The organism is Pseudomonas sp. NPDC089918, from assembly GCF_050280605.1.
In the GTDB taxonomy this organism is placed as follows: domain Bacteria; phylum Pseudomonadota; class Gammaproteobacteria; order Pseudomonadales; family Pseudomonadaceae; genus Aquipseudomonas.
In genome coordinates, this window is sequence record NZ_JBNNVP010000016.1 from 59,742 (window position 1) to 74,756 (window position 15,015).

Annotated in this window: 15 protein-coding genes; 10 read left to right on the forward strand and 5 right to left on the reverse strand. The window is 59.3% G+C overall.

Features of this window, described 5'->3' with window-relative positions; all coding sequences use genetic code 11:
- Window positions 1-167 precede the first annotated feature (167 nt).
- From ACQKPC_RS13740 to ACQKPC_RS13750, 3 genes are all read left to right on the forward strand, one after another.
- A complete protein-coding gene (locus ACQKPC_RS13740) occupies window positions 168-437 on the forward strand; it encodes a hypothetical protein (protein WP_427625115.1) in 270 nt (89 codons plus the stop codon).
- A 285-nt stretch (window positions 438-722) separates the two neighbouring features.
- Window positions 723-1,871 carry a hypothetical protein gene (locus ACQKPC_RS13745; RefSeq protein WP_427625116.1) on the forward strand — a complete coding sequence of 383 codons (1,149 nt, stop codon included), beginning with the start codon at window positions 723-725 and terminating at the stop codon, window positions 1,869-1,871.
- The gene (locus ACQKPC_RS13750) at window positions 1,865-2,626 is read left to right on the forward strand and encodes a hypothetical protein (RefSeq protein WP_427625117.1); all 762 of its coding nucleotides are present in this window, start codon (window positions 1,865-1,867) and stop codon (window positions 2,624-2,626) included. Before ACQKPC_RS13745 ends, ACQKPC_RS13750 begins: the two co-directional genes overlap by 7 nt.
- A gap of 296 nt (window positions 2,627-2,922) precedes the next feature.
- Here ACQKPC_RS13750 and ACQKPC_RS13755 read toward each other — a convergent pair whose 3' ends face one another.
- The 4 genes from ACQKPC_RS13755 to rsgA all read right to left on the reverse strand — a co-directional run bounded on the left by ACQKPC_RS13755 (window position 2,923) and on the right by rsgA (window position 6,021).
- Window positions 2,923-3,408 carry a toll/interleukin-1 receptor domain-containing protein gene (locus tag ACQKPC_RS13755; protein ID WP_218397191.1) on the reverse strand — a complete coding sequence of 162 codons (486 nt, stop codon included), beginning with the start codon at window positions 3,406-3,408 and terminating at the stop codon, window positions 2,923-2,925.
- Window positions 3,408-4,367, reverse strand: a complete 960-nt coding sequence (locus ACQKPC_RS13760) for a caspase family protein (RefSeq protein WP_427625118.1) — start codon at window positions 4,365-4,367, stop codon at window positions 3,408-3,410. The genes ACQKPC_RS13755 and ACQKPC_RS13760 overlap by 1 nt, the downstream gene beginning before the upstream one ends.
- Before the next feature lie 3 nt (window positions 4,368-4,370).
- On the reverse strand, window positions 4,371-4,778 hold the full coding sequence (locus tag ACQKPC_RS13765) for a TIR domain-containing protein (protein ID WP_427625119.1): 408 nt from the start codon (window positions 4,776-4,778) through the stop codon (window positions 4,371-4,373).
- A 211-nt stretch (window positions 4,779-4,989) separates the two neighbouring features.
- Complete coding sequence (gene rsgA, locus ACQKPC_RS13770) at window positions 4,990-6,021, reverse strand: small ribosomal subunit biogenesis GTPase RsgA (protein ID WP_007902636.1); 1,032 nt, start codon at window positions 6,019-6,021, stop codon at window positions 4,990-4,992.
- Between the two features lie 107 nt (window positions 6,022-6,128).
- Here rsgA and orn point away from each other — a divergent pair, with 107 nt between their 5' ends.
- Both orn and ACQKPC_RS13780 read left to right on the forward strand, forming a co-directional pair.
- A complete protein-coding gene (orn, locus tag ACQKPC_RS13775; RefSeq protein WP_427625120.1) occupies window positions 6,129-6,671 on the forward strand; it encodes an oligoribonuclease in 543 nt (180 codons plus the stop codon).
- A 235-nt stretch (window positions 6,672-6,906) separates the two neighbouring features.
- Entirely contained in the window at window positions 6,907-7,518 is a 612-nt protein-coding gene (locus tag ACQKPC_RS13780) for a trimeric intracellular cation channel family protein (protein WP_030128339.1), read from the forward strand.
- Window positions 7,519-7,619: 101 nt separating this feature from the next.
- Here the strand turns inward: ACQKPC_RS13780 and queG are convergent, their stop codons facing one another.
- Entirely contained in the window at window positions 7,620-8,684 is a 1,065-nt protein-coding gene (gene queG, locus ACQKPC_RS13785; protein WP_427625121.1) for a tRNA epoxyqueuosine(34) reductase QueG, read from the reverse strand.
- Window positions 8,685-8,747: 63 nt separating this feature from the next.
- Here queG and ACQKPC_RS13790 point away from each other — a divergent pair, with 63 nt between their 5' ends.
- The 5 genes from ACQKPC_RS13790 to miaA are packed head-to-tail and all read left to right on the forward strand — an operon-like array spanning window position 8,748 to window position 15,014.
- A complete protein-coding gene (locus ACQKPC_RS13790; protein ID WP_427625122.1) occupies window positions 8,748-10,247 on the forward strand; it encodes an NAD(P)H-hydrate dehydratase in 1,500 nt (499 codons plus the stop codon).
- On the forward strand, window positions 10,235-10,705 hold the full coding sequence (gene tsaE, locus ACQKPC_RS13795; RefSeq protein ID WP_427625123.1) for a tRNA (adenosine(37)-N6)-threonylcarbamoyltransferase complex ATPase subunit type 1 TsaE: 471 nt from the start codon (window positions 10,235-10,237) through the stop codon (window positions 10,703-10,705). Before ACQKPC_RS13790 ends, tsaE begins: the two co-directional genes overlap by 13 nt.
- Window positions 10,706-12,136, forward strand: coding sequence for an N-acetylmuramoyl-L-alanine amidase (locus tag ACQKPC_RS13800; RefSeq protein ID WP_192345973.1), 1,431 nt, complete (start codon window positions 10,706-10,708; stop codon window positions 12,134-12,136).
- The gene (mutL, locus tag ACQKPC_RS13805) at window positions 12,133-14,043 is read left to right on the forward strand and encodes a DNA mismatch repair endonuclease MutL (RefSeq protein WP_427625124.1); all 1,911 of its coding nucleotides are present in this window, start codon (window positions 12,133-12,135) and stop codon (window positions 14,041-14,043) included. Before ACQKPC_RS13800 ends, mutL begins: the two co-directional genes overlap by 4 nt.
- Entirely contained in the window at window positions 14,043-15,014 is a 972-nt protein-coding gene (gene miaA, locus ACQKPC_RS13810; RefSeq protein WP_007902653.1) for a tRNA (adenosine(37)-N6)-dimethylallyltransferase MiaA, read from the forward strand. Before mutL ends, miaA begins: the two co-directional genes overlap by 1 nt.
- Window position 15,015: the final 1 nt, after the last annotated feature.

Genomic DNA, 15,015 nt, shown 5'->3' on the forward strand with positions numbered 1-15,015 from the left:
GTGGCGCTTTTTGCTGCCTGGCATCTGCATGTCTATGGTGGCTGTGCGTGGGACACCTTCGGGTGTGCCGGGTTCATCTGTCCGGTCGGCTAACCCGCGTACAGCTACCACCCAATTCGTTTAGCCGCGAAAGGGTGGGAGTTTCACTTATCAGATGAGATATAAACATGACCCAGTACCACCCTCTGCAAGGCAATTTCAGCGTCGGCCCGACGCTGTACATAGATACCGAAGCCAAAGTATCGGATCTCCTCGAAACCGCCACTCACCGAATCAAAGCCGCGCGCAATCTGCTCAACAGCATTACCTGCCTGTGCATCAAGGACGCCGAAGGTCACGACCTGGAGCATTTCGCCAATGCTGCACACGTGTTGATTCAGGACGGCTGTGACGCCCTGGATGCGCTGGGCTGGAAGCTGGAAAAAGCTGCACGCTGAAACCAGAAATGGCGATCGTCGTGCAATGCAGTTCACTAATTTGTGGCGAGTGATTGCTCCAGGCGGCGTTCCGGCACTGGGCGGCGTAGGGGCCCAAAAAATCTGATCGCGGTAGGGGTTGTAGATAACTACATCCCTGCCGCGACTGTCACTCGCTCCCCGGCCATTACCTTTTATCTTGCTTCTCAGAGACTCTGCATCAAAATTCACGGAGGAATATCAAGAATTTTGCACGCTATCAGGCCTTCTGATATCGTGATGAAATCGTGATGCGGAAGAATGACCATGGTTGATTTTACCAGCGACGACCTCCATGAGAGGCGTGACCTGATCGAGCTCAAGGTCTATGTAGAGAGTGTGCTTGGCCTAAAGCTGCGATTAAAACCGTGGGAACACATCAAAATCCTTCCGTATGCGCTGCGTGACCGATACGAGTTTTTCGTCACGCAAATCTTGGGCGCCGAGTGCCTCATCCTCAAGGAACGTCCGCAGCGGGAAGTTAGCGTTGCAGATGTCGCCAAGCATATGCAGGCAATCAACAACCTGCTGGCGAAGAAATCGCCCGAAACCGGCGACCTCATGATCTTCGTCACAGACACACTTCCGAGCTATGACAGAAAGCGACTGGTCGAGAAAGGCGTCCAATTCATCGTGCCAGGAAACCAGCTTTACCTTCCTGCGTTTGGAATGGATTTGCGGGAGTACTACAGGCAGCGTCTGGAAAAACCTCAGGTTCTGAGTCCCGCCACCCAATCCATGCTTATTCAATTCTTGATTAAAGGATGGCAGCACCAGCTACTGATCACTCGCTCCACTTTTGAAAAAACCTTTACCTACGCGAAAATGACCGTCACCAGAGCCATTAAAGAGCTGACCGACTTGGACATCGTTCGGCCTGGAAAGGAAATGGGTGAAGCCGCGATATTTTTTCACTTGTCCCCCAGGGCGACTTGGGAAATGGCGAAAAACTATATGCGTACGCCGGTCAAAAAAACGCTTTGGTTAAATGCAATTCCTGAGGCGTTTGACACCCCAATGCTGCTGGCGGGGGAGGCAGCCCTGGCAGAAATGAGCCTTCTCGCCAGTCCCAAAGTGCCTTGCTTTGCAATGACGACTGCGCAGTTCGATAACATTCGAGGGCTAGCTCAGTCTGATCACCGTCAAAAAGTGAATACGGCATATGGGGTAGAGATCAGCCTTTGGGGTTCAACCTCAAAGACGGCCAAATCGAAATTCGAAACCACATCTCCCTATTATGAGGTGCCGCAAAACCATGCAGCGTGTTGCATCCAGTTTTGGAGCTATGACCCTCTGTATAGCAACACAGCTACTGGGGCTGTAGACCCCTTTTCTCTCTACCTGAGTCTCAAGGATGAGCATGATGACCGGGTGCAAATGTGTTTGGATGAAATGATGGAGAACGTGAAATGGTAGTGGGTATCGACCGGTTTAGAGAGTATTTCAAAGACTACCAAGGTAGCTACGTTCTGATTGGCGGGGTGGCAGCATCCATTACCATGGAGCTTCTGGATGAGCCATTTCGAGCCACCAAGGATCTGGATGTCGTGCTGGTCGTTGAGGCCCTCAATCGTGAGTTCGTAGGGCAGTTCTGGACGTTCATCAAGGACGGCGGGTACGCCATTCGCCAAAATGGCGACAGCGGAGGGGACTCCCCTGTTTTCTATCGCTTCCAGGATCCTCAGGACAAATCCTTTCCAGTTCAGATCGAGCTTTTTTCTCGGGTTCCAGATGGCCTGGAGCACGAAGAAGCGGCACGAATGACCAAAGTCCCCGTAGAAGAGCAAGCCGCAAGCCTTTCTGCGATCATCCTTGATGATGAGTATTACAACTTTCTCCTGGCCGGCGTCGACCACACTCAGGAAATCAGTCACATCGGGGCCGACAGGCTCGTTCCGCTCAAGGCCCATGCTTGGCTTAACAAGAAGGCACAGGTCGAGAACGGCGCTCGAGTGGACAGTCGTGATATCAATAAGCACTTCAGAGATGTGATCTTACTGTCTGTCGGTCTTACAGAAGGAATGGCCAAGCTTCCTGAACGAATGGCTCTCGATTTGACGTTATTTCTCAGCCAGGTGCCCGCTGAGCTTGCGTCAAACCCTCAAGGTTACAAAAGGGTGGATGGTGACCGCTTGATCAAGATCATTCAAGAAGCCTTTGGCCTCAATTAATTCATTTTTTTCGCACAGTATCACTAGCGTTGATAGCGTGCGTAAATCCTGTTTTTGGCCGTTCAGAAGGCACTTAAGAGGGGCTTTAGTCAGTGAGAAACCTGTGGCGAGGGAGCTCGCTCCCGCTTGAGTGCGGACTCACAAAATTCGGCGATTGTTATCGGATTTTGGGGCTGCTAAGCAGCCCTGCATCGGAACGCAGCGCGGAGCAAGCTCGCTCGCCACAAAGGTAGGCTTGACTGAAGAGTCTCGCTTAAGTGAGCAGCATTGCAATCATCGCCGCTTTTTTGCGCCTGTCAGAAACCGCGTCGGATGCGGTTCTTGAGTTGGTCGTGGAACAACTCGGCGTTACCTCTGTAGGTGCGGTAAAGGGATTCGTTGATCGAGCCCAGCGTCATTGAGCGCTTGGTCGCCACTTCTTCACGATAGGCATCAATGAAAAACTCCAGATCCTTGTCGGTGCTGAGCTTTGGCCATTTATCGAGATATAGCGGCAGTTCCGCCGGTCCGGTCTTGAATGAGCATATCCGCCGGTTGCTGATGGTCGCTTCACCGATTTCGAACGGCACCCACCACGACAGCGCGGTCTTGTCCGAGACTATCGCCAGCAGATGCGTGCACTCGGTGATGTTGCGGGTGATGACCCCGGTGATGTCGTCAGTGGTCTGTGATTCCGGATCCAGCACGTCGAAGTAGGTCTTGATGTTGGCCCGAATCAGGCGGGTGCTGATGGCGATGGCGTGGGACCGATCGGTATGGCGGTAGCTGATAAACACTGGCATCAGAAATGTCCCTTGATCGCGAGTTCGCGGTAATAGGCGCCGAGGGCGGTGAGGCGGCAACCGGTGGAGTTGATGGCCGCGTAGTACATGTGCTCGGCGTCCACCGGTTCGATCAGGCTGTGGCGATTGCACTTTTGCAGTTGGGCGAAGACTTCGCCGTGCTCTGGGTCGAACGTGGCTTCGGTAGGTTCGTAGCTCGGATCGAGGGCAAACATTGACTCCGCCTCTTCGAACCAATCAGGCAGTTTGCGCAGAATCTCTTTGGGGATCAGCGGCGAGACTTCTCGCAATGAAATGAACTGCGACACATTAGTCTTGAACACCGGGCGCTGTTCCCACGCGTCTAGAGCGTTGTCGACGAATGAATAGAGGCTGCCGGGGGTAATCTTTCCCAATATGTTTGCGGCGCCGCCGTGCAATGCTTGCAGCAGCAGCCCCGTGAAGATGCCGTGGTTGGCGCCTTCCATAGCCGGCTCTTCCTTTTTGCACGCGGTGAGGATGGTCATGCCTTCGCAGACCATGCTGCTTTCGCTGCGTAGCGCCCGCACTTCGCCCGCCGAGCCCGCTTGGCAGCAGTCGAGAATAATCACTTTGTTTTTGATTTTTACGGCTTTGGTCGCCCAATTCAGGATGTCGCTGATGCGAATTCCATCCTTGGCGGATTTGTAGTCCTGGGGGATCAGCATACCTTCGTCCGTATCGACGTCGAAGTTGCCGTGACCGGCGAAGTACAACAGTGCAACGCTGCAATCGCCTGAAAACAGTTCCTGGATATGCCCTTCGAGCTTTTCGCGGCTCAGATAATCTTCGGCGGAGGTCAGGACCAGGTTCTTGAAATTCGGATCGCCATTGGCGTCGGTTTTCAGCACCGAAGCCATGGCCATCGCGTCATTGTTGCAGCCACTCAATTGCGAAACATGGCTGTAGTTATTAATGCCGATGAACAGTCCCTTGCGCATGGTTCAGCCCGCCGCGTGAGTGCGAATGGCATCGATGATGCTGTTGGTGTTCCACGCACACTCCGCGTGCGCCGCCCGGCGTACCACCGTGGAAATCCGTTCGGCACCAAACGGCTTTATCGCAATGATGACCTTGTCCATTCGCCTGGCGATCTCGATTTCCTTGTTGATCCACTTGCTGTAGGTCGAATACATCCCTGCCATGATCAGCACTGCCGAGCAGAGCCGAATCTTGTTTTCGATGGCTTCTTCAAGTTGCTTGTCGGTTTTCGCGCCGATGATCGGGTTGTCCGGTGGCACCGAAAAATTCTTGAACGTGAAGCCGGGCTTCGCATTGAGCAGGCGAACCAGATTGTCGTGGGCGTCTGAGTAGTTCCACGAGTGGCTGATGAACAAATGATAGGTTTGCATGGCTGTCCCTCGGTATCGCCTGAAATGCGATGAGGGCTCGAATGTATGCACTTGAGTGGCCGCAACAAGGCCTTGGCGGTTAAAGAGACGCGTCCGTCAGGCAGGCGCGAAGAAGCCTTACAGAAAGGTCTGACGTTTAATTGAGGGCGTTTTTGTAGGACGCCACGAACGACCTACCGCCCCGCAAGTCAGGGGCGGCTGGCACGTCTGTTTAATAGCTGCTTTCAGGCAAGCTGGCGATGATCGAGCGGTAGCTGTTCATCCGTTGCTGCTGCACGCGGCCCTCTTCCAGGGCCTTGAGCAGGGCGCAACCCGGCTCGCGGTCGTGCTTGCAGTCGCGGAAGCGACAGGTGCCGATCAGATCGTTGAACTCGATGAAACCGGCTTCGACGTCGGCCCGGCTGACGTGACCCAGGCCGAACTCCCGAATACCCGGGGAGTCGATCAACTCACCGCCGCCAGGGAAGTGGAACAATCGCGCGGTGGTGGTGGTGTGGGTGCCTTGGCCGGACAGCTCGGACAGCGGGCCGACGCGGGTGTCGACTTCCGGCAGCAGGCTGTTGACCAGCGACGACTTGCCGACACCGGACTGGCCGACGAATACGCTGATGTGCCCATCCAGCTGCTTCTGCAACTGCTCCATGCCATTGCCGTGGTGGGCCGACACTTCCAGCACCGGGTAACCGAGCGTGCGGTAAACCGCCAGCAAGGCATTCAGCGCCGGGGCGTTCTGCTCGTCGATCAGGTCGAATTTGTTCAGCAGCAGCAACGGCCGAATACCGGCGTGTTCCGCAGCGACCAGGTAACGGTCGATCAGGTTGGCGTGAGGCTCGGGCAGCGGGGCGAAGACGATCACGATCAAGTCGACGTTGGCCGCCACCGGCTTGAGCTGGCCACGGCTGTCCGGACGGCAGAGCTCGGTTTTACGCGGCAGTTGCGCCACGATCACGCCGATGCCCTGGTTGCCGGCACGCCATACCACCTGATCGCCGGTCACCAGCGCTGGCAGGTTGGCGCGCAAGTGGCAGCGGAACACCTGGCCGGCCAATTCGCCATCGAGGGCCTCGACTTCGACCTGCACACCGAAGTGGGCGATCACCAGGCCCGTCTGTTCCGGACCCAGGTCGCCGCCTTCGAGTGCCTCGACAGCCGAGGACTCGCGTTTGGCGGCGCGGGCAGCGCGCTCGCCCTGAATCTTTTCGATGCGCCAGTTTTGACGACGATTGAGTTGGCGTTTGGCCATGGGTGTTCCGTATCGAGAATGCAGCGATTAGGTAAAACGGCCGCGAGTTTAGCACGCCCGGTGGCCTCCCTAGGCTAAACTGCGCACCTACGCCGAGGAGCCGACTCATGCAAAACCCGCTGAACCTGATCTGGATCGACCTGGAAATGACCGGTCTGAACCCTGATACCGACGTCATCATCGAGATGGCCACTATCGTCACCGACAGTAATTTGAACACCTTGGCCGAAGGTCCGGTGATCGCCATCCATCACAGTGACGAGATCCTCGCCGGCATGGACGAGTGGAATACCCGTCAGCACGGCGGCTCCGGTCTGACCAAGCGGGTTCGCGACAGCCGTATCAGCATGGCCGAAGCCGAAGCCGAGACCATCGCCTTCCTGGAAAAATGGGTGCCGAAGGGCAAGTCGCCGATCTGTGGCAACAGCATCTGCCAGGACCGTCGCTTCCTTTATACCCACATGAAATCGCTGGAAAGCTACTTCCACTACCGCAACCTCGACGTGTCGACCCTTAAGGAACTGGCCGCGCGCTGGGCGCCGGACGTACGCGACAGCTTCAAGAAGGGCAGCACCCACCTGGCCCTGGACGACATCCGCGAATCGATCGCCGAGCTGCAGCACTACCGCAAGAACTTCATCAAGTTCTGATTGGGTGCTCGCGGGCCATTGTGGCGAGGGGGCTTGCCCCCGTTCGGCTGCGCAGCAGTCGCAAACCGGTCGGTCACGGTATGCCTGACAAAACATGGTGTCTGGTTTTGGGGCCGCTACGCGACCCAACGGGGGCAAGCCCCCTCGCCACAGATCTGCGTGAATGCTTCGGCGCCCTCTTTTGGTGCTTCGGTGAAGTGAGTAGACTGCGCGCCTTTCTGCCAGGACCGCCACCATGTTGCTGATGCTCTATCTGATCGCCATTACTGCCGAAGCCATGACTGGCGCCCTGTCTGCGGGCCGTCGCGGCATGGACTGGTTTGGTGTGGTGCTGATCGCGTGCGTCACGGCGCTGGGCGGCGGTTCGGTGCGCGACGTGCTGCTTGGCCACTACCCGCTGACCTGGGTCAAACACCCGGAATACCTGGTGCTGACCTCGGTCGCGGCGATGCTGACGATCTTCATCGCTCGCTGGATGCGCCACCTGCGTTCGCTGTTTCTGGTGCTCGATGCCGTGGGCCTGGTAGCGTTCACCCTGATCGGCTGCATGACGGCCCTGGAAATGGGCCACGGCATGCTGGTGGCCTCGGTCAGCGGCGTGATCACCGGCGTGTTCGGCGGCATCCTGCGAGACATCTTCTGCAACGACATCCCGTTGATCTTCCGCCGTGAGCTCTACGCCAGCGTCTCGTTTGCCGCGGCATGGTGCTATCTGCTCTGCATCTACCTGCAATTACCCGGTGAACAGGCGATCCTGATCACCCTGTTCGGCGGCTTCCTGCTGCGCTTGCTGGCGATTCGTTTCCACTGGGAAATGCCCAAGTTCGTTTATAACGACGAAGCTTGACACGGTCTCTGTAGCAGCTGCCGAAGGCTGCGTTCGAGGCCGCAGGACTCGCTTTGCGGAATGACGACTGCTGCGCAGCCGAACGCAGCCTTCGGCAGCTGCTACAGGAGTCCGTGTTGTTTCAGGGCCCATTCGACGTGTTCGCGCACCAGTTCCGACGGATAGTCCCGCCGTGCCTTGAGCGCTTCCAGCACCGGAATGCTTGACGGCGCATTACCCAGGCCGACCGCCAGATTGCGCAACCAGCGCTCGTAGCCCGCGCGTCTGAGCGGTGAGCCTTCGGTGCTGCTGAGGAACTTCTCTTCGTCCCACATGAACAGTTCGGCCAGTTCGGCGTTGTCCAGGTTATGCCGGGGTTTGAAATCGCTTTCCCCGGAAGGTCGAGCGAAGCGGTTCCACGGGCAGACGATCTGGCAGTCATCGCAACCGAATACCCGATTGCCGATCAATGGCCGTAAATCTTCAGGAATCGCACTTTTCAGTTCGATGGTCAGGTACGAAATGCAGCGTCGAGCGTCCAGTACATACGGGCCGACAAAGGCGTTGGTCGGGCAGATATCCAGACAGGCGGTGCAGCGGCCGCAGTGTTCCGTCGTGTGTGGCGGGTCGACCGGCAGCGGCAGGTCGACGAACAGTTCGCTGAGGAAGAAGTAGCTGCCGGCCTTGCGATTCAATACCAGCGTGTTTTTGCCGATCCAGCCAAGGCCTGCCTGTTCGGCGATGGCTTTTTCCAGTACCGGGGCGCTGTCGACAAAGGCGCGGTAGCCGAACGGGCCGATCACTGCCTGAATTTTTTCTGCCAGTTGTTGCACGCGTTTACGGATCAATTTGTGGTAATCGCGGCCCAAGGCATAACGCGAGACGTAGGCTTTTTCCGGTTCGGCCAGGCGTTTGGCCATTTCGGTGTCGCCCGGCAGGTAGTCCATGCGCAGGGAAACGACCCGCAAGGTGCCCGGCACCAGTTCTTCCGGGTGCGAGCGTTTGCTGCCGTGGGCGCCCATGTACTCCATTTCGCCGTGGTAGCCGGCCGCGAGCCAGCGCTCCAGGTGCTGCTCATGCTCGGCCAGGTCGAGGCCGCTGATGCCGACTTGCTGAAAGCCCAGCTCGCGGCCCCAGTCCTTGATGGATTGGGCGAGGGCGGGCAGGTCTGTGGTAATAGCGGGCATGAGGCGAGAGAAACCGGAGCTGAGGTGCGTATAATTCTGCCAGACATCGGAGCCTGAAGACGCATGCCGCACACTAAAGATGAATTACCCGACGCGCTGTATAGCGCCGCGCAAGTCCGAGGGCTCGATGCGAGCCTGATTGCGGCCGGTACACCGGGCTTCGAATTGATGCAACGTGCGGCGCGGGCGACCTGGCGCGCGCTGGTTCGTCATTGGCCGACGGCGCAAGAATTGAGCGTGGTGGCCGGCCACGGCAATAACGCAGGCGACGGTTACCTGGTGGCCGTGCTGGCCCGACGTGCCGGCTGGCACGTGCGGGTGCTGGCCGCCGGTGATCCCGGGCGTTTGCAGGGCGATGCCGCGTCGGCCCATGCCGAGGCAGTAGCCGAAGGCGTCGCCATTCAAGGCTGGAGCGCGCACTGCGAATTACGCGGCATTGTGCTGGATGCCTTACTCGGCACCGGCCTGACCGGTGAAGTACGCGAGCCATACGCCAGTGTCATTGCCGCGATCAACGCCAGTGGGCTGCCGGTTGCAGCGGTGGATATCCCCTCGGGGTTGTGCGCCGATACGGGGCGCCAGCTCGGCATTGCGGTTCGAGCGAACCTCACGGTGACGTTCATCGGTTTGAAGCTGGGTCTGTTCACCGGTGACGCTGCGGATGTGGTTGGCGATTTGGTATTCAATGATCTGCTAGCCCCCCCTGAGACGTTTATCGGGGCCACGGTCAGTGCTCGTCGCCTGACGGCCGGTAATGTGCCGCGTCTGACCGGTCGCGCTCCAACTGCCCACAAAGGCAAATTTGGCCACGTATTGCTGATCGGCGGTGATCGCGGTTTTGGTGGCGCCATCCTGCTTGGTGCACAAAGTGCTTTGCGCAGCGGCGCCGGCATGGTGTCTGTGGCCACCCGCAACGAACATGTTCCAGCCGCCTTGGCACGTTTGCCAGAAGCTATGGTGCTCGGCACTTCGTCGGCCAATCAATTGATGGGGCTGCTTGAGAAGGTCACGGTGCTGGTCGTCGGCCCAGGGCTGGGGCAGGCCGCTTGGGGGCGCAGTCTGTTGTCGGCCGCGGCCAATGCGCCGTTGCCGCAAGTCTGGGACGCCGATGCGTTGAACCTGTTGGCCGAAGGTGGCGTGAGTTTGCCCGCACGTTGTGTCATCACGCCGCACCCTGGCGAGGCGGCGCGATTGCTGGGGCTATCGACGGCCGATGTTCAGGCCGACCGCCCGGCCGCTGCCCATGCATTGAGCAAAAAGTTTACAGCTGTCGTGGTGCTCAAAGGCGCCGGCAGCCTGATCGCCAGCCCCGACGGGCGCCTGGCGCTGTGTCATCAGGGCCATCCGGCCATGGCATCTGCCGGTTTGGGCGATGTGCTGGCCGGGCTGGTCGGCGCCTTGCTCGCTCAGGGCATGGACGCGTACGACGCGGCATGCCTGGCGGTCTGGCTGCACGCCAATGCTGGCGCGCAAGAAGGTAAATCGGGCCGTGGGCTGGCGGCCAGTGATCTGATTCCAGCCATTCGTCAGTTGTTGGAGGAGCAAGCACCGTGTCTGAAGTAACCCTATACCTGGCTGATGAAGAGGCGATGACCGCGTTTGGTGCGCGCATCGCACAAACCACTGAAGGGCACGGTCTGATTTTTCTCGAGGGAGATCTGGGCGCCGGGAAAACCACGCTGTCCCGGGGCATTATCCGGGGGCTGGGGCACGCAGGCGCAGTAAAAAGTCCGACCTTCACCCTGGTCGAGCCCTACGAGATCGGCGACATCCGCGCCTTCCATTTCGACCTGTATCGATTGGTCGATCCAGAGGAGTTGGAGTACCTCGGCATCCGCGACTATTTCGAAGACGATGCACTGTGCCTGATCGAATGGCCCCGCAACGGTGCAGGCTTTTTGCCAAAGCCCGACCTGACCATTACCATTAGCCCGCAAGACAGCGGGCGTACGCTGAAAATTTTGCCGCAAGGCTCGCGTGGCGAGTCGTGGTGTGCCGCTTTGGCATTGGAATCCAATTAAATGATGGGGTTAGGTATGCGCTTTCGCGCGTTGGTTGCTGCCGTAGGATTGTTGTTTCTGGCGGTGACCGTCGACGCTGTGGCCGAGACGAAGGTCAACAGTGTTCGCCTGTGGCGGGCGCCGGACAACACGCGACTGGTGTTTGACCTGACAGGGTCTGTCCAGCACAGCGTTTTTACCCTGACCTCCCCGGATCGGCTGGTGATCGACATTAATGGTGCAACTCTCGGCGCACCACTGAACGTTAATACCTCGAACACCCCGATCACCGCGATGCGTTCGGCTCAGCGCACGCCGACCGACCTGCGGGTGGTCATCGACCTGAAAAAAGCTGTCACGCCAAAAAGCTTCACCTTGGCGCCAAACGCCCAATATGGCAATCGCCTGGTCGTCGACCTGTTCGACAACGCGGCCGACGCCGCGCCACCGCCTGCGCCAACGCCGTCCGTGGCGACGTTGCCTGCGGTCCCTGTCGCACCCTCCGAGCCTTCGATCAAATTGCCGCCCGCCCCGGCCGGCAAGCGCGACATCATTGTGGTGATCGATGCCGGCCACGGTGGCGAAGACCCGGGTGCCTCCGGCTCTCGCGGTCAGCGTGAGAAAGACGTGGTGCTGGCGATCGCCCGTGAACTGCAGCGTCAGGTCAATGGCATGAAAGGCTTCCGCGCCGAACTGACTCGCACCGGCGACTACTTCATTCCGTTGCGCGGTCGTACCGAAATCGCCCGCAAGAAGGGCGCCGATCTATTCGTTTCGATCCACGCCGACGCCGCGCCTTCGGCCGCCGCGTTCGGTGCGTCGGTGTTCGCCCTGTCCGACCGCGGCGCTACGTCGGAGACCGCCCGTTGGCTGGCCGACAGCGAAAACCGTTCCGACTTGATCGGCGGTGCCGGCAACGTCAGCCTCGACGACAAGGACCGCATGCTGGCCGGCGTGCTGCTCGATTTGTCGATGACCGCTTCCCTGACGTCGAGCCTCAACGTTGGCCAGAAAGTCTTGAGCAACATCGGCCGCGTCACGCCGCTGCACAAACAGCGCGTAGAGCAAGCCGGGTTCATGGTGCTGAAGTCGCCGGACATCCCGTCGATTCTGGTGGAAACCGGGTTTATCTCCAACGCCAATGAAGCTTCCAAGCTTGCCGCAGCGAACCACCAGCAGGCGCTGGCGCGTTCAATCAGCAGCGGCGTACGGCAGTTCTTCCAGCAAAATCCACCGCCGGGCACCTACATTGCCTGGCTGCGCGATTCCGGCAAAATCGCCCAGGGCCCACGTGACCATCGCGTCAATCCCGGTGAGACCCTGGCGATGATCGCCGTGCGCTATCAGGTGTCTCCGGCCACCTTGCGCAGCGCTAACAACCTCAAGAGCGACGAGCTGAAGATTGGTCAGACGTTGACCATTCCTGGCACTGAACTGGCGGCCAAAGAATGAACCAGGTGCTGACCAACACTGCGCGCATCGAGCTGCTCAGCCCGCGGCTGGCGAACCAGATTGCCGCCGGTGAAGTGGTCGAGCGCCCGGCCTCGGTGATCAAGGAGTTGCTGGAGAACAGTCTCGACTCCGGCGCCAAACGCATCGATGTCGATGTGGAGCAGGGCGGCGTCAAGCTGCTGCGGGTACGCGACGATGGCAGCGGCATTTCTGCCGATGACCTGCCCTTGGCCCTGGCCCGTCACGCCACGAGCAAGATTCGCAACCTGGAAGACCTCGAACAGGTGATGAGCCTGGGGTTTCGTGGTGAGGCGCTGGCCTCCATCAGCTCCGTGGCGCGTCTGACCCTGACGTCCCGCACTCGCGATGCCGATCAGGCCTGGCAAGTGGAAACCGAAGGCCGGGACATGGCGCCGCGCGTACAACCGGCAGCTCACCCGGTGGGGACTTCGGTGGAAGTGCGCGATTTGTTCTTCAATACCCCGGCGCGCCGCAAGTTTCTCAAGACCGAAAAAACCGAATTCGATCACCTGCAAGAAGTGATCAAGCGTCTGGCGCTGGCGCGGTTCGACGTGGCGTTCCACCTGCGCCACAACGGCAAAACCATCCTCAGCCTGCACGAAGCCCACGATGACGCGGCCCGCGCCCGGCGTGTGGCGGCGATCTGCGGGGCGGGTTTTCTGGAGCAGGCGCTGCCGATCGAGATCGAGCGCAATGGCCTGCACTTGTGGGGTTGGGTCGGGTTGCCGACCTTCAACCGCAGCCAGGCGGACTTGCAGTATTTCTTCGTGAACGGCCGCGCGGTGCGCGACAAACTGGTGGCCCACGCAGTGCGCCAGGCTTATCGCGATGTGCTGTTCAACGGTCGGCACCCGACGTTCGTGCTGTTTTTCGAAGTCGATCCGGCGGGCGTCGACGTCAACGTGCACCCGACCAAGCACGAAGTGCGCTTCCGTGACGGGCGCATGGTTCACGATTTCCTCTATGGCACGTTGCACCGCGCGCTCGGCGATGTGCGGCCTGAGGATCATCTGGCCGCGCCTGTTGCGACGGCCATTGTCCGGCCCACCGGCATCGAAGCCGGTGAGTTTGGTCCGCAGGGCGAAATGCGTCTGGCGGCCAATGCGCTGCTGGAACAACCTCAGGCCCAACCGTCGTTCAACACGCCGGCTGGCTCGGGCGCTGGCGCCGGTTATCAGTATCAATACACGCCGCGGCCTCAATCCGGCGTACCCGTCGCCGAAGCTCAAGCGGCCTACCGTGAGTTTTTTGCGCCGTTGCCCGAGGCCAACGCGGTCGCGCTGCCAGCCGGGCAGGACGACATTCCACCGCTGGGTTATGCGTTGGCGCAGCTCAAGGGCATCTATATTCTTTCGGAAAACGCCCAAGGCCTGGTGCTGGTGGACATGCACGCCGCCCATGAGCGGATCATGTACGAACGCCTGAAAATCGCCATGGCCAGCGAAGGCCTGAGCGGTCAGCCGCTGTTGGTACCGGAGTCCCTGGCGGTCAGTCAGCGCGAAGCCGATTGCGCCGAAGAACACGTCGCGTGGTTCCAGCGGCTGGGCTTTGAGTTGCAGCGTCTTGGCCCGGAGTCGCTGGCGATCCGACAGATTCCCGCGCTGCTGAAACAGGCGCAAGCCAATCGATTGGTCAGTGACGTTCTGGCGGATTTGATGGAATACGGCACCAGCGACCGGATTCAGGCACACCTGAACGAACTGCTCGGCACCATGGCCTGCCACGGCGCGATTCGAGCGAATCGGCGTCTGGCCTTGCCGGAAATGAACGGTCTGCTGCGGGACATGGAAAACACCGAACGCAGCGGTCAATGCAACCATGGCCGACCGACCTGGACCCAACTGGGCCTGGACGATCTGGACAAACTGTTTTTGCGCGGTCGTTGATGAGCCAGCTCCCTCCTGCGATTTTCCTGATGGGGCCGACGGCTGCCGGCAAGACCGACCTGGCCATCGAACTCACCAAGGTCCTGCCCTGCGAGCTGATCAGCGTCGATTCGGCGCTGGTTTACCGTGGCATGGACATTGGCACCGCCAAGCCTTCCAAAGAGTTGTTGGCCGAATTTCCGCATCGGTTGATCGATATTCTCGACCCGGCCGAGAGTTATTCCGCTGCGGATTTTCGTCGTGATGCGCTTGAGGCCATGGCAGAGATCACCGCTCGGGGCAAAATTCCGCTGCTGGTAGGCGGCACAATGCTCTACTACAAGGCTTTGCTCGAAGGTCTGGCCGACATGCCGGCGGCCGATCCGCAGGTGCGCGCGCAAATCGAAGAAGAAGCTGCACGCCTTGGCTGGCAAGCCCTGCACGATCAATTGGCGGTCATCGATCCGCAATCGGCCGCGCGAATTCATCCGAACGATCCGCAGCGCCTCAGTCGCGCGCTGGAAGTTTATCGCGTCAGTGGTCAGAGCATGACTGAGCTACGCTTGCGACAATCTGCGCAAAGTACTGAAGCAGCCGCTTCGGGACTGCAACAATTGCCCTATACTGTCGCGAACTTGGCTATCGCCCCGGCAAATCGCCAGGTACTGCACGAGCGTATTAAACAAAGATTCACAAATATGTTGGAACAGGGATTCATCGACGAGGTCGTAGCCCTGCGAGATAGAGGTGACCTGCATTCGGGGATGCCGTCTATACGTGCTGTAGGTTATCGACAAGTCTGGGATTACCTGGATGGCAAGCTGACGCAAGCCGAGATGCAGGAGCGTGGAATCATTGCCACGCGCCAATTGGCAAAGCGCCAGTTCACCTGGCTACGCAGTTGGGCTGATTTACACTGGCTGGACAGCCTCGATTGCGACAATCTGCCGCGCGCCTTGAAATACCTTGGGACCATCTCCATATTGAGCTGAG